The sequence below is a fragment of the Micromonospora sp. II genome (assembly GCF_001709195.1).
GTDB lineage: Bacteria > Actinomycetota > Actinomycetes > Mycobacteriales > Micromonosporaceae > Micromonospora > Micromonospora chalcea.
Genome location: NZ_LYXF01000067.1, coordinates 193599 through 216194, shown reverse-complemented (window position 1 = coordinate 216194; position 22596 = coordinate 193599). Strand labels below are relative to the sequence as shown.

17 protein-coding genes are annotated in these 22596 nt (G+C 71.9%); 5 read left to right on the top strand and 12 right to left on the bottom strand.

Annotated elements, in window-relative coordinates; translation table 11 throughout:
• The first annotated feature begins 151 nt into the window (after positions 1 to 151).
• Genes A8711_RS26870 through A8711_RS26860 form a run of 3 tightly spaced genes read left to right on the top strand, consistent with a single transcriptional unit; the run spans position 152 to position 10022 of the window.
• Positions 152 to 6577: a DEAD/DEAH box helicase gene (locus A8711_RS26870; protein WP_069089724.1), complete on the top strand. Its 6426-nt coding sequence runs from the start codon at positions 152 to 154 to the stop codon at positions 6575 to 6577.
• Complete coding sequence (locus tag A8711_RS26865; RefSeq protein WP_069089723.1) at positions 6577 to 8745, top strand: UvrD-helicase domain-containing protein; 2169 nt, start codon at positions 6577 to 6579, stop codon at positions 8743 to 8745. The genes A8711_RS26870 and A8711_RS26865 overlap by 1 nt, the downstream gene beginning before the upstream one ends.
• Before the next feature lie 53 nt (positions 8746 to 8798).
• Positions 8799 to 10022: a serine/threonine-protein kinase gene (locus tag A8711_RS26860; protein WP_069089722.1), complete on the top strand. Its 1224-nt coding sequence runs from the start codon at positions 8799 to 8801 to the stop codon at positions 10020 to 10022.
• Between the two features lie 30 nt (positions 10023 to 10052).
• Here the strand turns inward: A8711_RS26860 and A8711_RS26855 are convergent, their stop codons facing one another.
• The 3 genes from A8711_RS26855 to A8711_RS26845 are packed head-to-tail and all read right to left on the bottom strand — an operon-like array spanning position 10053 to position 12699.
• Entirely contained in the window at positions 10053 to 10712 is a 660-nt protein-coding gene (locus A8711_RS26855) for a response regulator transcription factor (protein WP_043324208.1), read from the bottom strand.
• Complete coding sequence (locus A8711_RS26850; RefSeq protein WP_069089721.1) at positions 10709 to 11863, bottom strand: sensor histidine kinase; 1155 nt, start codon at positions 11861 to 11863, stop codon at positions 10709 to 10711. The genes A8711_RS26855 and A8711_RS26850 overlap by 4 nt, the downstream gene beginning before the upstream one ends.
• Entirely contained in the window at positions 11863 to 12699 is an 837-nt protein-coding gene (locus A8711_RS26845; protein WP_069089720.1) for a CPBP family intramembrane glutamic endopeptidase, read from the bottom strand. Before A8711_RS26845 ends, A8711_RS26850 begins: the two co-directional genes overlap by 1 nt.
• A gap of 203 nt (positions 12700 to 12902) precedes the next feature.
• On the opposite strand from A8711_RS26845, the gene A8711_RS26840 reads away from it, so the two are divergent.
• Positions 12903 to 13694, top strand: coding sequence for a class I SAM-dependent methyltransferase (locus tag A8711_RS26840; RefSeq protein WP_069089719.1), 792 nt, complete (start codon positions 12903 to 12905; stop codon positions 13692 to 13694).
• Between the two features lie 52 nt (positions 13695 to 13746).
• Here A8711_RS26840 and A8711_RS26835 read toward each other — a convergent pair whose 3' ends face one another.
• From A8711_RS26835 to A8711_RS26805, 7 genes are all read right to left on the bottom strand, one after another.
• Positions 13747 to 13947: a DUF4926 domain-containing protein gene (locus tag A8711_RS26835; RefSeq protein WP_069089718.1), complete on the bottom strand. Its 201-nt coding sequence runs from the start codon at positions 13945 to 13947 to the stop codon at positions 13747 to 13749.
• 2 nt (positions 13948 to 13949) lie between these two features.
• Positions 13950 to 14270, bottom strand: coding sequence for a hypothetical protein (locus A8711_RS26830; protein ID WP_069089717.1), 321 nt, complete (start codon positions 14268 to 14270; stop codon positions 13950 to 13952).
• Positions 14270 to 15466, bottom strand: coding sequence for a WXG100 family type VII secretion target (locus A8711_RS26825; RefSeq protein WP_069089716.1), 1197 nt, complete (start codon positions 15464 to 15466; stop codon positions 14270 to 14272). Before A8711_RS26825 ends, A8711_RS26830 begins: the two co-directional genes overlap by 1 nt.
• Positions 15463 to 15783: a type VII secretion target gene (locus tag A8711_RS26820; RefSeq protein WP_043324197.1), complete on the bottom strand. Its 321-nt coding sequence runs from the start codon at positions 15781 to 15783 to the stop codon at positions 15463 to 15465. The genes A8711_RS26825 and A8711_RS26820 overlap by 4 nt, the downstream gene beginning before the upstream one ends.
• The gene (locus A8711_RS26815) at positions 15770 to 16171 is read right to left on the bottom strand and encodes a YbaB/EbfC family nucleoid-associated protein (RefSeq protein WP_064446030.1); all 402 of its coding nucleotides are present in this window, start codon (positions 16169 to 16171) and stop codon (positions 15770 to 15772) included. Before A8711_RS26815 ends, A8711_RS26820 begins: the two co-directional genes overlap by 14 nt.
• Positions 16172 to 16294: 123 nt before the next feature.
• Positions 16295 to 17686, bottom strand: coding sequence for a pyridoxal-dependent decarboxylase (locus A8711_RS26810; RefSeq protein ID WP_069089715.1), 1392 nt, complete (start codon positions 17684 to 17686; stop codon positions 16295 to 16297).
• Positions 17687 to 17695: 9 nt separating this feature from the next.
• Positions 17696 to 19657, bottom strand: a complete 1962-nt coding sequence (locus tag A8711_RS26805) for a BTAD domain-containing putative transcriptional regulator (protein ID WP_069089714.1) — start codon at positions 19655 to 19657, stop codon at positions 17696 to 17698.
• Positions 19658 to 19754: 97 nt separating this feature from the next.
• On the opposite strand from A8711_RS26805, the gene A8711_RS26800 reads away from it, so the two are divergent.
• Complete coding sequence (locus A8711_RS26800; protein WP_064446027.1) at positions 19755 to 20633, top strand: alpha/beta fold hydrolase; 879 nt, start codon at positions 19755 to 19757, stop codon at positions 20631 to 20633.
• 52 nt (positions 20634 to 20685) lie between these two features.
• Here A8711_RS26800 and A8711_RS26795 read toward each other — a convergent pair whose 3' ends face one another.
• Together A8711_RS26795 and A8711_RS26790 are read right to left on the bottom strand one after the other, a co-directional pair.
• On the bottom strand, positions 20686 to 21657 hold the full coding sequence (locus A8711_RS26795) for an ABC transporter permease subunit (protein ID WP_064446026.1): 972 nt from the start codon (positions 21655 to 21657) through the stop codon (positions 20686 to 20688).
• A complete protein-coding gene (locus A8711_RS26790) occupies positions 21654 to 22487 on the bottom strand; it encodes an ABC transporter ATP-binding protein (protein WP_064446025.1) in 834 nt (277 codons plus the stop codon). The genes A8711_RS26795 and A8711_RS26790 overlap by 4 nt, the downstream gene beginning before the upstream one ends.
• Between the last annotated feature and the right edge of the window lie 109 nt (positions 22488 to 22596).

Below are 22596 nucleotides of genomic sequence, written 5' to 3'. Positions count from 1 at the left end.
CCGGCGTCGAGGTGATCGATGCTGGCGGGCAGGAATGCGAAGATGCGCTCCCGACTACTGCCTGTCGCGAATCTGACTTATGCGTGGTTCAGCCCATCCGGCAGGTCAGAGCCCGGTAAGGGGTGAAGTAGCATGCGGCGGTGATCCGCTCATGAGACCGACGATCGCCGCCGACACCCTGCGCCAGACCCTCACCCAGTACCTGACCACCACCTTCGGTCTGACCGAGGACGGCGTACGCCAGGGCCTGGAAGGTTTTCTCTCCCACCAGCAGCAGGGCATCTTCCGCGGGCCGTACCTGCGGATCCGCACCCCCTTCCGCCCGGCGGTGGGTGACTGGCGCGCGTGCCTCGACTGGGCGCCGGCCGACTTCACTCCCTACCTGCACCAGGCGAAGGCGTTCGCCCGGCTCTCGACCCGGGGCAAGGCGGCCGAGCCGACCCTGATCACCACCGGCACCGGCTCCGGCAAGACGGAGTCGTTTCTGATCCCGGTGCTCGACCACTGTCGTCGGCAGCGCCAGCAGGGGCGGGCTGGTGTCAAGGCGATCCTGCTCTACCCGATGAACGCCCTGGCGACCGACCAGACGCAGCGCATCAACGACCTGCTGACCGATCCTGCGCTGGCCGGGATCACGGCCGGCCTCTACATCGGGGACGTCGCGGCCATCGAGTACCGCCACGTGATGACAAAACGATCGGAGATGCGGCGGACCCCGCCGGACATCCTGATTACCAACTACAAGATGCTGGACCTGCTGCTCCAGCGCGGTGACGACCTGCCGCTGTGGGAGGGCGCGGAACCGGCGTACGTGGTGCTGGACGAGTTCCACACCTACGACGGCGCCCAGGGTACGGACGTGGCGATGCTGTTGCGCCGGCTCGGTGTCGCGCTCGGGCTGGCCGAGGCGGACCGTCCGCTGGGTGGCATCTGCCCGGTTGCCACCTCCGCCACCCTGGGTGAGGGCGGTGGCCGGGACGGCCGTACGGCCATCCGGGAGGTCGCCGAGCAGGTGTTCGGCGTGGCCTTCGACGCCGATTCACTCGTCGGTGAGGACCGCTACGAGCCCGGCGAATTCATGGACCACCAGGACTTCGGGCTGCCCCTGCCCACCCCGGAACAGCTCGCCGCAGTCGACGACCGGAACCCGGGGCTCATGGCCGAGGTCGCCGAGCTGGTGGTCGGCCAGCGCTGCGCCGACGATCCGGCGCGCCTGGGGGAGCTGCTGCGCCGGCATCCGCTCACCAAGGCGGTGCTCGACTCGCTCCAGGCCCGGCCTTGCACGCTCGAAGAGATCATCGACGTGCTGCCCCGGAAGAACGCCACCGGCTGGGGCAGCGCCATGAAGACGCGGCCGGCGGTGACCGCCAAGGCAATCGCCCGGTTCGTGGGCCTGCTGTCGCTCGCCGAGAACCCGGAGGTACCGGGTCGTCCGCTGCTCAACATCGAGACGCACCTGTGGGTGCGGTCCGTCTCGCGGCTGCTGCGCGGCACGTCCCGTCAGCCTGCCTTCGGCTGGTACGGCGAGCCGCCCCGGGAAATCGACCCGTACGTGCCGGACGCCGACGTCGTCATCGCCGACAACCGCTACCCGCGCCTGCCGGCTGTCTACTGCCGGCACTGCGGACGGTCCGGCTGGATGGCGCTGTCGCCGGAGAAGGACCCGCAGGAACTGGAGACCGATCCGGACAAGATTTACCGAGCCAGTGTCGGACGGGACAAGCGCCGGGTCCGCGCGCTGATCGCCGCCACCGACGACGAGATCCAGCAGCGCACCGGAGGGCTGCTGGTGCTGGAGTACGGCCGGCGGGTCCGCCCGTTCGACGAGCAGCGCGACCGGGTGCGGTCCGACGACGCGCTGGTCGTGCTCGGCGACCTCGGTGCGATCGACGCAGCGGAGAAGGATCGTTGCCCGTCCTGCTCGATGGACCACGGCATCCGCTTCCTCGGCGCCGGGCTGGCCACGCTCGCCTCGGTGGCCATCACCCAGCTGTTCACCGGCGGGGAGCTCGACGAGCACGAGAAGAAGACGCTGCTGTTCAACGACTCGGTGCAGGACGCCGCGCACCGGGCCGGGTTCGTCGCCAACCGGTCGTACGCCTTCTCCCTGCGCTCGCTGCTCGCCAGCCGCCTGCGGCCCGGACAGTCGGTGGGGCTGGACGACCTCTTCGTCGAGATGATCGAGAAGGCCGCCGAACCGGAGATCCTTTCCACTGTCGTACCACCCGACCTGCACGATCGGCCGGACGTCGACAGCCTGCTCGCCGGTGAGCACAACGGCACCCGAGAGACCTGGTCGCTGATCAGCGAGCGGCTCGTCTTCGCCACCGTGATGGAGACCGGTCTGCGTTCCCGCCAGGGCCGCACCCTGGAGCTGACCCGCAGCGTCGCCGTCGAGGTGGCCCTCGACGATCCCGCGAAGGCCACCGGGATCTGTCGCGACGTGCAGAGGACCGCCCCGGGGCAGCTCGGCGGCACGCCTGCGGACGATGCCCGCTACCTCGCCTTCCTCCGCGGCCTGCTGGAGCGGCTGCGCACCCGTGGCGCGATCTACCACGAGTGGCTGGTGCCATACCTCAAGCGGGGCGGCACCCGGTGGCAGGTGTGGGGCGGCCGGCCCGCCGGCATGCCCGCCTTCCCGCGCGGCGTGTCCGCGCCCGCCTTCCTGCTCGCGACGCCGAAGTCGAAGTCCGAGTTCGACGCGATCACCGCTCGGGGCAACTGGTATCAGGACTGGACCTCGCGATGCCTCGGCATGGATTTCGCCGCGGCAGCCGCCTACTTGTCCAGCCTGATGCCGGCGTTGGCCGCCGCCAGCATCGTCGCGGTCGGCGACACCGAGGACGGCAACCAGGTGTACGGCCTGACGCCCGGCCACCTGCGCGTCACCCGGCTTGATGACGACGCCGCCAAACGGGCGGGGGTCGCCTGCGACACCTGCCACTGGCAGCAGACGGAACACCCGGACCGGGTGGCCGGATGGGTCGGCCAGCCCTGCCGGCAGTACCGCTGCCGCGGCCTGCTGCGGGCCGCCCACGACGACACCGCGCCGGACGACTACTACCGGCGGCTCTACCTGGAGAGCTCGGTCTTCCGGGTCGTCACCGGCGAGCACACCGGCATGCTCACCCGCGCCCAGCGGGAGAACGTGGAGAAGCAGTTCCGCGACGGCAGGCGGTACACCGACCCGAACGTCCTGTCCTGCACGCCCACCCTGGAAATGGGCATCGACATCGGGGCCCTGTCCGCGGTGGTGCTCGCGTCGCTCCCGCACGCACCGGCGAACTACGTACAGCGGGCCGGCCGGGCCGGCCGGAAGAGCGGCAACGCTCTCGTGCTCACGCTCGTCGGCCGCAGTGAGCGGGACCGCTACTACCTGACCGAGCCGAGAGACATGATCGCCGGGCAGATCGTGCCGCCCGGCTGCTTCCTGTCCGCCGTGGAGATCCTGCGCCGGCAGTACCTGGCGCACCTGATCGACCTGGCGGCGCGCGGCCGGCTGCCCGGAGTGCTGCCCATGCCACGCCGCGCGCACGTACTCTTCGGCCCGAGCGGTTGGCTCGCCAACCTCGCGGAAGCGGCCCGGCGCGACGGCGTCGACCTGGTTACGGGCTTCCTGGCGCTCTTCGGCAACAAGATCATGACCTCCGCCGTCGAGGAACTGCGGGAGTTCGCCGTCGACGGGATCGTCCACCGGGTCAAGGAGGCGGACGAGACCTGGGAACTCCGGTTGGCGGACCTGCGACGTCGACTCCGGGAGATCGCCAAGGCCCGTGCCACGCTCGTACCCAGCGACCCCGATCACGCTCGCGAGATCCGGATGCTGAAGGCTGAGGAAGCCGCTGTCCGCCGTCGGCTGCGCGAGGTGAGCGCCGCCGCCGCCCACGGCACGCTGGTCGAGTTCGGGCTGCTCCCGAACTACGCGCTCATCGACAGCCGTACCGATCTCGAAGCGACCCTGACCTGGGAGGAGCAGGTCGACGGCGACCGCCGGTTCCACAGCGAGCTACGCGAGTACGCACGCCCCGCCCGTCCGGCCCTCGTCGAGATCGCCCCCGGCAACAGCTACTACGTCCGGGGCTACAAGCATGAGATCTCCGGGCTCGACGTGGGGCCGCCCGACCGGCCGACGTACGAACAGTGGCGGATCTGCGCCCAGTGCGGGTATGCGCGTACCCACCTGGCCAAGGAGGACACCAGCGCATGCCCCCGCTGCGCAGACCGGGGCATCGCCGACCACGGACGGTTGTTCCAGGTGCTGCAGCCGAAACGGGTCTACAGCCGGGACAAGCGCGACGACGCGCGCATCCGGGACGACAGCGACGACCGGGACCGCCGCTTCTACGCCACCACCGTCGCGGTCGACATCGACCCGGCCAAGGTGGGGTCGTCCTGGCGGCACGCACACGACACGTTCGGCGTCGACTACAGCCGCCACGCGATGATCCGCCACTTCAACCTCGGAGCCCAGCGCTACGACCGGGCCGCCGAACTCTTCGCCGGCGAGGAGGTGCGGATCAACAGGTTCCACACCTGCACATCCTGTGGCGGCACCACTGTCGACGGAGCTCCGGTTACCAGCCAGCAGCTCGCCGCGCAGGCCTCGGGTGCCACGGTCATCCAAGGGGCTGAACACCACCGACCCTGGTGCCCGTACCGGCGGTCCGCCGCCGGGCCGGACACGCACGTCGACCTGGTCCTGGCGCACGAACTGGAGACCGAGGCGCTGCGCATCCTGATCCCGGCAGCGACCGCGATGGTGCAGGAGCGGTTGCTGTCCTTCGCGGCGGCGGTCCGGCTCGGCATAGCGGCCCAGTACGGCGGCGAGCCCGCCCACCTGCAGACCGTCTCTGCCACCATGCCGGACGGCCAGAGCGACGGCACCCGCAACTTCGTCGTCGTCTACGACACCCAGCCGCAGGGCACCGGCTACCTGCACCGCCTTGCCGAGCCCGAAGAGTTCCGGGCCGTCCTGCGTCTGGCCCGCCGGCAGATCGCCGACTGCGAGTGCCGCAACGAGGCGAAGCCGGTATGTCACAGGTGCCTGCTGCGCTACGCCCGCAACGAGCACTTCGCGCTGATGAGCCGCGACGAGGCGCTCGGTATGCTCGACAAGTTGCTCGACAGCTGGGGTGTCGAGGAGGGCACCCGCACCGACGAGATCTCGCTGATCCATCAGGTGGAGAGCGAGCTGGAGTTGCAGTTCCTCACCAAGCTGCTGGCCCTCGGCGAGGCACCGGGCTCGGGGTTGCGCATCGACCGGCGGCGGGATCACGACGGCGCCCGGATCGCCGACCTGCGATTCGTCAGTGACGGCGGGCAGAGCGTCACACACTGGCAGATGAAGCTGCAGAACACCGTCCGGGGTACTCGGCCGGACGTGCACTTCACGCGCCTGGACGCGCCGTCCCCAGAAGTGGCGGTCTACCTCGACGGGTTCAAGTACCACGCCTCGCCGCAGTACAACAGGCTGGCCGACGACGCTGACAAGCGCGCGCGCCTGCGCGCCCACGGCTACCTCGTCTTCGCCGCGACCTGGGACGACGTCAAGACCTGGGGAAGCGGTGACGGGTCGGGTCGATGGACGCCGTACGGCGGCGTCTCCAAGCAGACCGCCCGCGAGCGGTACCGGCAGTTCCTGCCCGGGGCCGACCCGGACGAGTTGGAACAGACCATCTGGACCAACCCGATCGAGCAGCTGATGCGGTTCCTCGCCGAGCCTGACCTCACCCGGTGGCAGCGGCGTGCGGAGGCCGTCCTGGCGGGCCTGCTGAAGCAGGCTCGGGACAACTCCACCACCGACTCCAGTGGTGTCGCGCAACGAGTGGTCGCTTCCCTCAGGGACGAGCCGCTGCCCGGTGCCGCTGCGGCACGGCACATCATGGTGGCCCGTGCGCAGGACAACACCGGCTGCCTGATGACCGTCGTCATGGATGCCCGCACCAAGCCGCTGCCCACGTGGTCGGCGCTCGCCCTGGTCAACGATCTGCCGGGCGCGATGGCCGACGGTGGACACAAGGCCCGCTGGGCGGCGTGGCTCACCTGGGGAAACGTCATCCAGTTCCTCACGCACGGCGGAGGTGACGCGGGGCAGCTCGCGGTTTCCGCCCTGGATTCGTTCGACCCGATGTCGCTGGCCGTCACCGAGGGCACCGGGCTCGTGTCGGCGCAGCGGGCTCTGCCACTGGACGAGGAGACCGCCACCTGGCTGGGTACCGCGCCGCAGTCGCCGAGCAGCGGGACGGAACCGGTCGAGGACGAGTCGCCGTGGCACGACGTCCTGCGCTACATGGACCGCGAGGAGAACACGCTGGAATTGCTTGTGCAGCAGTTGGCGCGGCAGAACCTGCCGGTCCCGGTCGTCGGCTACGAGCTGGGTGATCAGGCATGGCCGGCCGAGCTGGCCTGGCCGGAGCGACGGATCGCCATCGTGCTGACCGGCGCGCCCGACGACCCGGAGACGGAGGACCGCGACCGGGCGTACACGGAAGCGGGCTGGCATGCGCGTACCGCACGGGAATGGTCGGCCGAGGAACTGGCGGCGCAGCTCGCGGCGACGAGTGGGGGAGAGGCCTGATGACCACCGGAGCGATGCTGCGCATCCTGGACCGCGCGGACAAGGAGGTCATGAAGTTGACCCGCGCCGACATCGGCGCGGTGTACGAGTTCATGCACAAATTCCGCAACAACCCGGACAATCCCGGGCTCAAACTGAAGTCGCTCAACGGTGACTCGCGACTGATGTCCGCCCGGGTCAACCGCGACTACCGGGCGCTCCTGCTGCACATCGCCGACCGGGACTACCTGCTCGTCGCGGTCAAGCACCGGGGCGAGGTGTACGACGACCTGTCGCGCTACGCGTACCGGATCAACCGGGTTACCGGTGGCATCGAAGTCGTCGACCTGGCACCGGTGGGAGACAGCATCGTCGGCCGGGTCGTCCCGCCGGAAGCCGAACCGACGCCGACGCAGAAGCCGCTCTTCGACGCCTACAGCGACGCCCAGCTCCTGGAACTGGGCGTGTCCGAGCCGCTGCTGCCGCAGATCCGGGAACTCACCACCGAGGCCGAGTTGCTCGAACTGCTCGATCGTGCGCCGCAGCTCACGACAGATGTCCTCTTCGCGCTCTTCGACGGCAAGCCCTACGAGGAGGTGCTCCAGCAGGTCACCGAGCCGGTACGCGCGGACGAGCCGGTGGACCTGGAGGACTTCGCGGCGGCCGTGCAGCGCCCCGCGACGCAGGTGACGTCAGACGACGAGGCCCTGCAAGCGATCATCGGGGAGGCGTTCGAGCGCTGGCAGATCTTCCTGCACCCGACGCAGCGGAAGCTTGTCGAACGCGGGTACAACGGGCCGGCCCGCGTCGGTGGGGGCCCGGGCACCGGCAAGACTATTGTCGCGCTGCACCGGGTGGCCCATCTTGCCCGGCACTTGCCGCCGGGGACCGACAAACCGATCCTGCTGACCACCTTCAACCGCAACCTCGCCGCCGATCTCAGGACCCGTCTTCTGGCACTCGGCGGTCAGGAACTGGTGGCCCGGGTGGACATCATCAACATCGACCGGCTGGCCAGCCGCGTCGTTACCGAGGCCAAGGCGGGCGCGAACCGTAACGTCGTCAGCGACAATCAGGTGCCCGACCTCTGGGGTGAGTTCCTGCTTGAGACCGGCGCCTCCGGCTGGGACGCGGACTTTCTCGCCGCCGAGTGGACACAGGTGATCCTCGGGCAGGTGCTGAATTCGCGCGCGGAGTACTTCAAAGCGCGCCGGCCCAACCGGGGCCGCAGCCTCACCCGGATGGAACGGGATCAGATCTGGCAGCTGACTGAGCGGTTCACCTCCTGGTTGGAGGCCCGCGGTGTCTGGACCTGGCGCCAGGTGGCTCAGCGGGCAGCGCGCCTGGAGATGGACCGGGCGGCGGAGTCCGGCGAGTCGTCCGGTGGGTTCCGGCGCCCTCGCTACCGCCATGTCGTGGTGGACGAGGCTCAGGACCTCAGCGCGGCGCACTGGAAGATGCTGCGAGCCATGGTGCCCCCTGGCCCCGATGACCTCTTCCTCACGGGTGACACCCATCAGCGCATCTATGACAACCACGTCACGCTCGGCAGCCTCGGCATCAACATCCGCGGCCGGTCGTCCCGTCTCACGCTGAGCTATCGCACCACCAGGCAGATCCTCGCCGACGCGCTCCAGATCATGACCGGGGAGGTATACGACGACTTGGACGGAGGCGAGGAGGACCTGGCGGGCTACCGTTCCCTTCTGCGGGGTGCCCGGCCGGTGTTCCACGGTGCCGCGACCTGGACGCAGGAGCAGGACTTGATCGTCACGCACCTGCGATCCTGGGGCAACCCGGTCGACGGATCGCTGGCCATCTGCGTCCCCACCCGGGAACTGGCGGCCGACGTGCTGAGCCGGGTGGAAGCCGAAGGCCTGCCCGCTGTCGAGATCGGCCCGGATGGCCCGAAGCAGCCGGACGGCATCCACGTCGGCACCATGCACAGGTTCAAGGGACTCGAATACCAGCGCATGATCATCGCCGGGGTCAGTGACGGTCTGGTGCCCCGGCAGGTGATCAGCCGGTACCGGGACAGCGATCCGAAGCGGTACCAGCGGGAACGCCAGCGCGACCGGTCCCTTCTCTTCGTCGCCGCTACCCGACCCCGCGACGAGTTGGCGGTGTTCTGGCACGGCACTCCGAGCCCGTTCCTCACCTCTCGTCTCGTGCAACGAGAGGCGACGTGACAGTCTGCCGGTGGTGAGGCCGGGGCCGACGTACGACTAGAGAGAGGCGGCACGTGCAGGCGGGGGACCGTATCGCTGATCGCTACGAGCTGACGTATCCGATCGGTCGTGGGGGAATGGGCCAGGTCTGGGCCGGCTACGACGAGCGTCTCGACCGGCCGGTCGCGGTCAAGTTCCTTCGGACGAGCGAAGTGCCCGAGGACGAGCGCGAGGTCGCGGTCAAGCGGTTCAGGCGGGAGGCACGGGTGACCGCCCGTCTCGACCATCCAGGCGTGCCGGTCATCCATGACCTCGGCCGACACCACGACGACCTTTACATCGCCATGCAGCTCGTCCGTGGTTACCAGCTGGCGGATCTCGTGGCGGAGCGCGACCGGCTGCCGGTGGCAGAGGCCGCATCGATCGCCGCGCAGGTCACCTCTGTGCTGGAGACCGCTCATGCCGCGTCACTCGTACACCGCGACCTGAAGCCGCAGAATCTAATGATCACGCCCTCGGGGGTGGTCAAGGTCCTGGACTTCGGGGTCGCCGCGCTACTCGGGCCGGCCGAGCAGTCCCGGTTGACCGCCACCGGTCAAACCCTCGGCACTCCCGCCTACATCGCACCTGAGCAGGCCGCGGGTGCGCCGGTGGGCCCGGCAGCAGACCTCTACGCGCTCGGGTGCATCCTGTTCGAGATGCTCACCGGTGTGCCGCCGTTCGAGGCCGGCAGCTCGTTGGAGATGCTGCACAGGCACATGCGATCGCCGATCCCGATCGTCACCGAGTACCGGGCGGACGTCCCGGACGACCTGGCTCATCTCCTGTTCTGCCTCCTGGCCAAGGACCCGTCCGACCGGCCGGCCTCTGCCGGGGAAGTCGGGCAGCTTCTTGTTCCCTTCGCAGGCGAGGGCCGAGTCGCTTTGCTGGACGCCTGCGGCATCGAGCCGGTCGCCGCTGCTTCCGCGGGATCCGTGGTGGCGCAGCCATCCACGAGGACGCTCGCGGATGTGCGGTCGCAGATCGGGGAGCTGGCCGAGCAGGAGCGGTTCGTGCAGGCGGCAGAACTCATCGAGGGGGTTCTCGCCGCCGGAACGGCGGTTGAGGAGCAGGTTCCATTGCGGTACGACCTCGCCAACCTGCACCTGCTGGCCGGCGACTACCGGCAGGCGCGGCAGGCATTCGAGGATCTCGCAAAGGACCTGAACCGCGTGGGCGGGTACCCCGACCTACTTGAGGACTGCCGGAACAACGCGGCCGTATGCCGGGCTGAGCTGGGCGAGCCCAGCTCAGGTTGACCCGGATGCCTGGGACTTCCACCACAGAGTTCAGGTGACCAGGCCGGTGCGGTACGCGTACACCACCGCCTGCACCCGGTCCCGCAGATCCAGCTTCGTGAGAATCCGCGACACGTACGTCTTCACCGTCTCCTGACTTATCACCAACCGCGCCGCGATCTCGCTGTTCGACAGCCCGTCGGCGATCAGCCGCAGCACCTCCAGCTCACGCGGCGTCAGCCCCACGTCCGCAGGTGCTCCCTCGGCCGGGCGGATCCGCGCCGCGTACCGGCCGACGAGCTGCCGCGTGACCTCCGGGGCGAGCAGCGCTGCGCCGGAGGCGACGGTGCGGATGCCGTGCAGCAGCTGCGCCGGTGGGGCGTCCTTGAGCAGGAATCCGCTCGCGCCGGCGCGCAGCGCCTCGTAGACGTACTCGTCGAGGTTGAACGTCGTCACCACCAGCACCTTGACCGGCTGGGCGATGCCCGCGCCGGCCAGCAGGCGGGTGGCCTTGATGCCGTCGAGCACCGGCATGCGTACGTCCATCACCACCACGTCGGGCCGCAGGCGGCCGGCGAGGTCGACAGCGGCTCGGCCGTCGCCGCACTCGCCCACCGCCGTCATGTCCGGCTGCGCGTCGATGATGGTGGTGAATCCGGTACGGATCAGCGCCTGGTCGTCGCAGACCAGCACCCGGATCGGCGTGGTCACGACGCGCTCCCGGTGGGGATGCGCGCGCGGACGACGAAGCCGTCGCCCGCCCTGCCCCCGGCGTCGAACTCGCCGCCGAGCACCGAGACGCGCTCGCGCAGCCCGGCCAGGCCGCGTCCGCTTCCGCCCGGACCCGCGGCGCGCGGGCCCGGGCCGTCCGTGCTGATCTCCACCGTGATCTCCCGGTCTCCATGGTGTACGTGGACAGCGGTGGGGCGGCCGTGCGCGTGTTTGAGGGCGTTCGTCAGCGCCTCCTGCACCACCCGGTACGCGGCCATCTCCGCGCCGCCGGTCACCTCCGCCGGGGTGCCCTGCTGCGTGAACTCCACCGGTTGCCCGGCCTGCCGGGTCTGCTCCACCAGGGTGTCCAGCTCGCCGACCGATGGTGCGCGTGGCTCCGTACCGTGGTCGGGGTTGAGCACGTCGAGCAGCAGCCGCAGGTCGCCGATGGCACGGCGGCCGGTGTCGGTGATGGCGGTCAGTGTGGTGTCGAGGCGGTCGGGCGCGGCGGTCAGGTAGCGGGCCGCCTCGGCCTGCACCACCATCGCCGTCACGTGGTGGGTCACCACGTCGTGCAGTTCACCGGCGATGCGGGCGCGTTCGGCGGCGCGGGCGGTCTCGGCGACGTGCCGGCGGCGTTCGGCCTCGGCGAGGCGGTCCTGCCGCAGCCACGACCCGGTGCCCCAGGCGAGCGCCAGCAGCAGGTAGAACGTGGTGAACCCGACCACCCCCTCGGTCGACCCTTGCCGATCCAGCACGACCGCCAGACCGATGTACGCGAGGGAGCCGGCGAGCACCGTCGTACGGCGGCCTCGGTCCAGGTGGGCGCCCGCGCTCACCAGCGCGACGGCGAGCGCGGCGCCCGCGAAGGTGTGGTAGGCGCGCACCTGATCGAGCGCGAAGCCGAGTGACACCAGGGCGAGGGACAGCGCCGGGCGGCTGCGGCGCAGCGCCAGCGGAAGGCACTCCAGGGCGATCACCACCACTGTCAGCGCGTCGAACGGCCGGGCGGGCAGATCGCCGAGCTGCGTACCGATGCCGCGCAGCGGTGGGGTCACTGATGCGAGCGCGATCACCAGCGCGAGCGGGAGATCCCGGACCGTGACGGGCCAGCGCCGCCACGAGTCCTGGAGCATCCGTCGGGTGATCATCAGGAGACCGTAACGCTCTCCGCCGGGGCCTCGGCCGCGCGGCGGCGCCGCGTCACGATGTGACCACGGCGGTGCGCCAGCCAGAGGAAGACCACTGTCAGCGCCGCCCCGGCAGCCACCGTGTAGAGGCTGCCCTCCGGCCCGAAGTCACCGCCGCTGAGCAGCGTCGAACCCGACGTGCTGGCGTCCAGGAGCCCCGTCGACTCGCCGTTGCCGGACACGACCACGCCGAAGATGCCGCCGGCGGCGAAGTTCCAGCCGAAGTGCAGCCCGATCGGCACCCACAGGTTGCGGGTCGCGGCATAGCAGGCCGCGAGCATGAACCCGGCCTCGATCGCGATGGCGGTGGCACCCCACAGGCTGGCGTCCGGGTTCACCAGGTGCATCAGGCCGAACAGCACGCCGGTCAGCAGCAGCGAGAGCCACGTACCGAGCCGCTCCTCGACCAAGCGGAACAGCAGACCGCGGAACATCAGCTCCTCGGTCACCGCCGCGGCGGCCATGAACCCGACCATGCCCACCGCGCCGGACACCGAGCCGATGCCGTGTACGTGGTAGCCGCCCATGAGGGCGATGTTGCCGATGACCGCCGCGAACATGGCGAACCCGATCAGCACCCCGCGGTTGAGCCGGGCGGCCGCGCCGTTCCGGGCCAGCTCGGTGACCTCGCGACGCTCGGTACGGCGCACCACCCACCCGTACACGATGATCGCGGCCGCGGCGGTCGCGACGCCGAGGATCAGGCTGAGCCCGGCGTTGTCCTGTGCCGCGACGACCGCCAGGCTGCCGACGACACTGACCGCGACGACGGCCAGGAACTGCTTCACCACACGCATGACGTTTCCTTCGGAAGGTCCGCGGCCGGAGCGCCGCGGTTCACCTGGAACGCTATGGATTCGCAGGCCGGGAATCGTCACCGTGCGGTGGACACTTGCGGGTAGCTCGCACGGGGGACAGGCGCGGCGGTCGCGGCGTTTCGAGGGCGTGCCCTGAGCAGAACGGCTGGCCTCGGGACGGTCGCGGCGGGCAGGCTGCCGGCATGGCGACGGGCTTCGGCGGTGAGGTGGCGACCTACTACGCACGGCATCGGCGTGGCTATCCACCCGAGGCGGTCGACGCGCTGGCGGCAGCCTTCGGTCTCGGTCCTGACGACACCGTCGTCGACCTCGGCTGCGGCACCGGTCAGTTGAGCATCCCGCTCGCCGACCGGGTGGGCGCTGTCGTCGGCATGGACCCGGAACCGGACATGCTGGCCATCGCCCGGCGTGCCGCCCTGGACCGGGGGACCGCCAACACCACGTGGGCGCTCGGCAGCGACAGCGATGTGTCCGCGTTGTTCCGGCTGCTCGGCGAGGGGAGTGTCGGTGCGCTGACCGTCGCCGTCGCCATTCACTTCATGGACCGCGACGCCCTCTTCGAGGCGGCACGGCCGTTGTTGCGCTCCGGCGGTGGCATCGCGGTCGTCACCAACGGCGAACCCCTGTGGATGCAGGACACCGAGTGGTCGATCGGGCTGCGCGGATGCCTGGAGCGGATGGTCGGCCACCCGGTCACCGGAAGATGCCAGACCGACGAGGATGGGCGTCGGCGCAACCGGGAGGCGCTCGTGCGTGCCGGATATCGGTACGAGGAGACGTCGGTGCGGTACGACGCGCCGCTCACCGTCGACGACATGGTCGGCGGTGTCTTCTCCGCCATGTCCGCAGAACGGCTGCCTACTTTGCATCAACGTGCGGAGTTCGCCGCCGACGTACGCGACGCTCTCGACGGGGTGGACGTGGTGACCGAGCGGGTCATCGTCAGGTTGCAGTACGGGATCGCCGGCTCCTAGCCGATCGCCGGACGGAGTTCAGCTACGTCACAAAGCGGTAGTTGAGGATGCCTCAGGTGGGGATCTCGCTGAGCTTGTCCGCGGTGAGTGCGACGCTGCTGACCATGCGACCGTTCTCGTCGGCGAACTCCACCTCGTAGGCGCGGTCGTGTCGGCGGTACACATGGACGATGGTGCCGACCGCGCCGGCTGGGAGTTTCTCCTCGGGCAGGACCTCATTGATCTCGACCACGTCGTGCAGACGCAAAGCCACCGCTACTCCACCGGCAGCCGGTAGGTCGCGGCGACGAGTTCTCGAAGGTGCGCGACCACGTCGGGTTTCTGGTCCGTCTCCGGCAGGTCCCGCTCGCCCTCCGCCACCAGAGCGGTACGCCAGTGGGTTACGACTTCGCGCTGAGCCTCCAGCGGCAGGTCTTCCAGCCAGAACGACCCGAGGTTGTTGTCAATGATCTCCTGAATATGATCAGCGGCGCCTTTGTCCGATAGCCGGGACACGAGAAAATCCAATGTCCAGTCGAACAGGCCCCCGGTCGCTGTCCAGTCGATCCCGGGCCGGAGGACGATGAGACCGGCCATTACTTCCCCACGATGAAGACACGCGGGCCGAGCCCGCGATCGGCTATGAACTGTTCGACCATGGCTGCCTGCTGCGCCGAGAACCTGGAGACGTCGACCGGAACGAGGTCGGCCTTCTCCAGATGCCTTTCGATCTGGTACTGAAGTTGTGGCCACTGCCGGTCGAAATACTGGCCGGGGAAGTTGCCCACCGCATCATAGGTGCGTCCCGCCTCGTCTACCCAGTCCGCAGATGAGTCCGACGGCGCCCGCCTCAGCCGTACCCCGAGGTTCTCCTCGACCCGGACGGCCGTTTCGGCCTCGGCCGGCCGGAACCTGCCGGTTGCCGGGTCCATGCCCAGATCGCGAACCCGCTGTTCCTCATCTACCTTCGGAACCTGGGGAGAACTCGTGTCCCCGTCTGGCTTCGACGGGCCGGGCGTCGGCTCCGGTGAACGGTGTGTCAGGCGGCGTAGCGCCTCCTTCAACTTCTCGATCAGGTCGCCGAGCCGCCGCATCTCCGGCATCAGCCGCCGCAGACTCGCCAGCAACCCCCGCAGCAACCTCCCGATCCGCGCCGCCCACGACGCCACTGTCGTCGTCACCTGCTCCACCACGAGCGGCGTCGCCAGCCCCGCCGTGGCGACCAGTTCGGCCGCGTACACGATCAGGCGGGACACGCAGGCGGCGATGGCGTCGCGGACCAGCAGCCGCACGGCCGCGACCAGGCCGGCGGCGCCTTCGGTGATCGCGGCCATCGCCTCGGCGCCTTGCGCGAGCCCGGTGATGGCCTGCTGCTGTTCGCCCGCCCAGCGCCGGTAGCCGGTGGCGGCGGCGCCGGTCCAGCCGGCGACCTCGGTGCGTACGGCGTGGGCCAGATCGGCGGCGTCCTCGCGCAGGGACGCGGCGACGTTGCGCCAGGTCTGCGCGTGCGCGGTGATCTCGGCGGGGTCGCCGGCGAGCCAGTCGAGGGCTTCGCTGAGCGGCTTGACGTGTTCGATGAGCCAGGCGATGCCGTACTGGAGGAGTGCTCCGGCCGGGTCGGACACGAGCGCGAGCGCGTCGAGGCCGGCGCTGACCACGCCGAGGCTGCCGTCGATCCAGCTGCCGGTGCGGACGCCCTGGGCGATGAGTTCGATGTCCTCGCAGATCCACACGCCGGCCCAGGGACTCGGACCGGAGTCCGCCGCGGCGGCGACCAGTGGGTTCGTGGTCACCGCCGCTGCCGTACCCGGTCGAGCAGGTCGGCGGCGTGCGCGTCGGAGGCGCGGTAGCGCTCGGCGCTGGACCGCAGCTTCCCGGCGGTGTCGCGGACCGACGTGGCGGCGGTGCCGATGCCGTCGGTGAGCGTCCGCTGGAGACCGTCGAGCAGGACCGGCATGATCGCGCAGAGCTGCCCGTACGCGTCGGCGCCCAGCCTGACGTGCTGGCCGGCCTGCCGGGCGGTGTCGATGCTGTCGGCGCAGCGGCGGAGGTGTGCGGCGTGCGCGGTCAGGTCGTCGGGGTCGACCTGGAGGCCGTCACCGGGCGGCATCCGGCATGCCCGGGTCGGGGCCGAGCCGCCGCTGGTGGGACTCGACGATCGCCTGCCCGGCCGGGTCGTCCGCGCCGAGTGCCGCGGTGGTGGCCTCGGTGAGCCGTCGCAGCAGGTCGGCGCGGGCGTCCCGGGTGACGGCGAGAATCTGCCGGGCGGTGTGTGCGGCGGAGTGCTGCCGGACGCGTTCGTCCAGCCGCAGGTCGGCGAGCAGCCCGGACGAGTCGACGGTGACCTCGACCAGACCGTCGGCGCTGCGCGCGATGCCGGTCAGCGTCTGGGTGCGGGCGGACAGGTCGCGGGCCCGTGCCGCCCGATCGGCCAGGGACGACTCCCACTCGTCGAGCCGTCGTGCCGCCGCGTCCAGCGCGGCCTCGTCCGCCCACATGCCGACCCTCCCCAGAGGACAGTATGAGCCTCACGCTACCAACCGATCGCGCTGCGTGTGTGCCCCGCCGAGGCATGTGAAGCGGTTCGGCCAGGCAACTGCCGCCGCGGCCGGTAACCGTCCTCAGTGAACCATGTCGCCGCCGTCCCGGTGGGCCACCCGGATGATGGCCGCCACCGACCGGTCCACGTCCGCCTCCGTCGTGGTCGCGTTCGACACCGAGATCCGCATCAGCCGCCGTCCCCGCCACGTCGTCCCGCCGACCCAGCACGTCCCGTCGACCTGTGCCGCGGCCACCACCCGCTCGGTGCGCGCGTCGTCGCCGAAGCCGACCAGCACCTGGTTGAGCACCACGTCGTTCACCACCTCGAACCCGGCTTCGGCGAGCCCGTCGGCGAACCGGCGCGCCAGCGCGCAGCACCGCTCGACCAGCGCGGCCATGCCGTCGCGGCCCAGCTCCCGCAGGCCCGCCCAGACCGCGAAACCCCGGGCGCGGCGGGAGGACTCCGCGGTCAGGTCCGCGCCCGCCGGCACACCACCGGAACCCACGAGGTACGCGGCCGCGAGCGACATGGCCGCCGTATGCGCGTCGGGCCGGGCGCAGAACGCGAACGCGCTGTCGTACGGCAGGTTCAGCCACTTGTGGCCGTCGCAGGCCCACGAGTCGGCGTTCTCCAGTCCGTCGACCAGGTGCCGGGTCGACGGGCTGGCAGCCGCCCACAGCCCGAACGCGCCGTCCACGTGCGCCCAGCCGCCGTACCGGTGGACCAGGTCGCAGGCCCGGCGCAGGTCGTCGCACGCGCCGGTGTTCACGTTGCCCGCCTGCAGGCAGACGATGGTCGGGCCGGGACCGGCGTCGCGCAGCGCGGCTTCCAGGGCGTCCGGGTCGATCGCGCCCTGCGGGCCGGTCGGCACCGCGTGCAGCGCGTCGGTGCCGAGGCCGAGCAGGCGCAGCGACCTGTCGATGGTGGCGTGCCGCTCAGCCCCGGCGAACACGCGTACCGCCGGCGCGCCGGACAGGCCGCGCCGCTCCACGTCCCAGCCGGCGTCGGCGAGCACCTGGTGGCGGGCGGCGGCGAGCCCGGCGGTGTTCGCCGCCTGCGCGCCGGTGACGAAGCCGACCGACGCGGTCGCCGGGATGCCCAGCAGGTCCTTCAGCCAGCCGCCGGCGGCCGTCTCGGCGGCCACGGCGGCGGGGGAGGTGACCGCGTTGAACGCGATCTGGTCCCAGCCGACGGCCAGCATGTCGGCGGCGGTGGCGGCGGGCGAGGCGCCGCCGACGACGAAGCCGAAGTAACGGGGGCCGGCGGTGGCGACCAGGCCCGGCTCGGCGGCGGGCACCAGGTCGGCGAGGACCTGCCCGGGCGGGGTGGGCGCGTCCGGCAACGGACCGGCGAACGCCTCGGTCAGCGCGGCCTGGTCCACGGGTACGCCGACCGGCCGGTCCGGCAGCGACAGCCGGTAGTCAGCCGCATGGTCGGCGGCGCGCCGCAACAGGTGCCTCAGCTCGTCCATCGCCGCACCCTAGCCCCGGTCGCCGCTCCCTTCGAGGGCGGCGTCGAGGCGGTCCAGGTGTGCGGCCACCGGCCCGACGGTGAGCAGACCGCTGCCCGCCCCGGCCACCTCGCCCGCCGCCGGGACGAGCGCGTCGCGCGCCCGGAGCGTCGCGTCCCGGTCCCCGAGCGCCACAGCGGCGCGGCCGGTGAGGCACCACAGCGCCTCCTGCAGCAGTTCACGCGGCGGCGCCGGGGTGCGGCGCAACGCCCTGGCTGCCTCGTCGCGCCGGTCGGCGGCGAGCAGCAGCAGCGGGCGCGTCCAGGGCGCGTACGGGCCCCAGTCGGTGTCGGCCGGGAAGTCGGCGGGCCGGTCGTGCCACACCCGCAGGCACAGCAGCGCCAGCGGCAGCAGCCCGCGTTCCACGCCGGGCATCCCGCAGCCGGCCAGCCCGGTCGCCCACGACCGGTACGCCGCCTCCGCATCCGGGTACGCGGCGCCGGTGGCGGCGGTCCGCATGGCCCGGTAGCCACCGGTGAACACACCGACGAGGGGGCTCTCGTGCCGGGCGGCGAGCCGGTCCGCCGCGTCGGCGTGCGCGTCGGCGGTGGTGAAGTCGGCGAGCGCGCTGCGCGCCTGCACGCGGATCAGGTGCCCGAGGATCTCCACTGTGGCCAGGCCGTGCCGGGCGGCGAGCGCGACCAGTTCGACGCCGACCGCGTCCCGCTGCGGGGCGAGCCCGGCCCGCTGGAACGTCTGCATGTAGACGCCGTTGAGCGCCTGGGCCAGCAGCGCCGGGTCGGCCACCCGCCGGGCGATCGCCTCCGCTTCCCGCGCGGACTGCGCCGGGCCGGGTGACGCCGTACCTCGGGACTCGATCGCGACGGTGGCCAGCAGCCGGGCGCGGGTCGCCTCCGGCGCGTCCGGGCCCAGCCCGGCGAGCGCCCGCTGTGCCGCCGCGACGACCCGGGCCGCCTGCGCCGGGTCGTCCGAGCGGGTCCAGATCGCGGGTACGTCGTACCCGCCGATGACCCGCGCCGTGAACTCCGGGTCGCCCAGTTGCTCGGCGGCGCTGATAGCCGCTTCGCGGTGGTCCCGGGCGGCCTCCAGTCCGCCCGGCCCTGTCACCGCGAGGCTGCGCAGCAAGCCGACCGTGGACTCCAGCCGGGCCCGCGCGCCGGGCACCACACTGCGCTCGTACGCCGCGGCGGTCTCGGCCCAGACGCGCGCCGCGCCGGTCGGTTCGGGTTCGGCCTGGCGCAGCAGGTCGGTCTCCAGCCGCCGCAGCCGGGGTCCGGGGTCCAGCCCGAGCTGGTCGCGCAGCAGTTCCCGGGCGCGGCGCAGCACGGCGAGCGCGTCGGCCTGCCGTCCGGCCCGGTAGAGCGCCGACGCCAGCAGCGCCCACCCGTCCTCCCGCCACGGGTACGCGGCGACGTGCGCGTCGAGATCGGGTACGGCGTCGGCGGCCCGGTCCAGCGCCAGCAGCGCCTCGGCCCGCCGCTCCACGGCGGTGAGCCGGATCTGGTCGAGCCGGGACCGTTCGGCGTGAGCCCACGGCTGGTCGAAGTCGGCGTACGCGGGTCCGCGCCACCAGCCCAGCGCCTCGTCGAGCCGGTCGAGCGCGGCCCGGGGCAGCGCGTCGGCTGCCGCGTTGACGGTGTCCTCGAACCGCCAGGCGTCGACGGCGCCCGGGTCGGCGCGCAGCGCGTACCCCGGTCCCTCGGTGACCAGCAGCCGGGCCGGCTCGCGTGGCGGACGGCGCGGTTCCAGGCGGCGGCGCAGCGCCGCGACGAACGTGCGGACCGCGCCCACCGCGCCGGCCGGCGGGTCGTCCCACAGGTCGTCGACGATCTGCCCGACCGGCACCACCCGGCCCCGGGCGGCGACCAGCCGGGCCAGCACGGCCCGGTGCCGGGGCCCCTTCAGGTCGACCGGCTCACCCGCGTCGTCCCAGGCCGTGACCGGACCCAGCACACCGAAACCGACAGGCACCGACCCTCCTCGACAGCGGTCACCGTATCGCGCTCATCGGTTGCTCATCGGGCGCCGCCACGCTGGTCGGGTACGACGAGACGAAAGAGGGATCGAGATGAGCACCACCATCGCGGGATTCGACTACCAGCGCGTTCCGGTCGCCGAGGGCGTGACGCTGAACGTGGCGGTGGGCGGCTCCGGCAGCCCGGTCGTGCTGCTGCACGGCTTCCCGCAGACCCACCTGATGTGGCGGCACGTCGCCGCCGACCTGGCCGGCGAGCACACGGTGATCTGCCCGGACCTGCGCGGCTACGGCGAAAGCGACAAGCCGGCCGCGGACACCGAGGACACGTACAGCAAGCGGACCATGGCCGCCGACGTGGTGGCGCTGGCCCGCGCGCTCGGACATGAGCGGTTCGCGCTCGCCGGGCACGACCGGGGCGCCCTGGTGGCGGTCCGGGCCGGCCTCGACCACCCGGACACGGTCACCCACCTGGCGTCGCTCGACGTGCTGCCGACCCTCGACATGTGGGACGTGCTGCACGGCGTGCACGCGTCGGTGGCGTTCCACCTCTACCTGATGGCGCAGCCGCCCGGCCTGCCCGAGCAGATGATCGCGGCCAGCGCGGACGCGTTCTTCGGGCACTTCCTCGACGCCTGGGCGGGTGACCCGGCGGCGATGCCGGCGCAGGTGCGCGCCGAGTACCTGCGGGCCTCCCGGGAGGCGGTCGACTCGATCGTCGCCGACTACCGGGCGTCGGCCGGGATCGACGTGGCGCACGACCGGGCCGACCGGGACGCCGGGCGGCGGCTGGCCATGCCGGTCACCGTCATCCAGCAGGACTGGGGTGCCGCGCTGGGTTACGACGCGGCGGCGGTGTGGCGGGCCTGGGCGCCGGACCTGGAGCACCGCACCACCACCGCTGGGCACTTCATGGCCGAGGAGGCGCCGGGCGAGATCGCCGAGGCGCTGCGCGCGCTGCTGAAGCGCTAGGTACGGCGGTCCGGGCGCGCGCCACGCGCCCGGACCGGCCGCCCCCGTCCGCTCAGCCGGCCCGTCTCCGGACGTGCCACAGGCCGAGCGCCGCCAGCAGACCGGCCGCGCCGAGGTGCAGCGCCAGCTCGATCCACTGGAACGTCCAGAACCGGTGGTTCGGCTGGTAGGCCAGGTCCACGTGCAGGTCGAGCTTGCCGAGGCAGACCGCGGTGTCGCCGAACGTGCCGGTGGCGCCGGTACGCGGCGGGTCGCGGAAACAGGTGCCGAACACGGCGTCGGAGAGCTGCCGTCCGTCGGCGGTACGCAGCGGGCTGATGTCGGTGACCCAGGCGCCCGGCACGTCCAGTCCGCCGACGACCGGCGAGCCGGTGATGCTGCCGAGGTTGCGGGCCCGGTTGACAGTGTCGGCGGTCATCGGCACGGTGACCCGCTCCGGCGGCAAGTAGTGCGGGCGCAGCAGGTTCGGCACCGCGAGCTGCGCCAGCACCACGGCCAGGAACACCACTGCCATGGCTGGGAGGGTGCGGCGCAGCAGCAGCCCGGCGACGACGCCGAGGACGAGGCCGAACACGGCGTACCCGACCGGTGCGACGCCGCGCGCGCCGAACAGCACGGTGCTGAACCGGTCGCCCGCGACCCGGTCGACGGGCGAGGCCGCCCAGGTCAGCAGCGCGCCGAGCAGCCCGGCGACGAGCGCGGCGGCGGCCGACAGCACGGCGAGCTTGACCGCCAGCCAGCGGCGGCGCGGCACGCTCTGGTTCCACACCAGCCGGTGCGTGCCCTGCTCCAGTTCCCGTGCGACCAGCGGCGCGCCCCAGAACGCGCCGATCAGTGCGGGCAGCAGCGCGAACCCACCGGCGAGGAACAGCATGGTCTGCGCGTACCGGTCGGGCAGCCGGGCCGGGTCGGGCACGGCCCGGATGTCCGCGCCGAGGCGCAGCAGGTAGGCCCCGGCCAGCACCAGCAGGACCGCGCCGGCGAGCGCCGGGAGGCGGAACTGCCGCAGCGTCATCCGGATCATCCGGTCACCACCGGGTGGGCGGCGGCCCGGGACAGGTACGCCAGCACCAGCTCCTCCAGCGTGACCGGCGCGTCGTCGCGTACCGCCGGGCCCCGGACCACGACGCGGCCGGGCTCGGCCCAGACCACCTCGGCCCCGGCGGGCGCGGCGGCGGTCCGGTGGTGGGTGGCGAGCAGGTCCGTGACCGGCCCGGCCACCTGGACCCGGGCGGCGCAGAGCACGACCAGGTGGTCGCAGACCTGCGCCACGTCGCCGAGCAGGTGCGAGGAGAGCACCGCGCCGGCGCCGAGTTCCCGCACGAAGCCGGCCAGGCCGTGCATGAACTCGCGGCGCGCGAGGGGGTCCAGCGCGGCGGCCGGCTCGTCGAGGATGAGCAGGTCGGGGCGCTTCGCGGCGGCCAGCGCCAACGCCAGTTGCGCCCGCTGGCCGCCGGAGAGCCGGCCCGCCTTCTGCGCCGGATCGAGGCCGACCTCGTCGATCCGCCGCCGGGCCAGCGCCGCGTCCCAGGACGGGTTGAGCCAGGCGCCCATCCGCAGGTGCTCGGCGACGGTGAGGGAGGCGTAGACCGGTGTGTCCTGGGCGACGAATCCGACCCGGGCCAGGTGCGCGGCGTCGGCGGCCGGTGGTGCGCCGAGCACCGTCAACGTGCCGGAGGTGGGCGCGATCAGCCCGCAGGCGAGTTGCAGCAGCGTGGACTTGCCGGCGCCGTTGGGGCCGACCAGGCCGACCACGTGGCCGCGCGGCACGCTCAGGTCGCAGTCGGCAAGCGCGGTGCGGCGGCCGTACCGTTTGGTCAGCCGCTCGGCGTGCAGGGCGAGTGGTGGATGCATGCGGCTCATCCTGGGCACGGCGGGACCGGCGGGCATCGGTCCGGAGCACGGTCCGGCGCGCGGCCGACCCTACTTTCGGCCGGTTCGCGGCGGCCCGCGATCTCCTAGC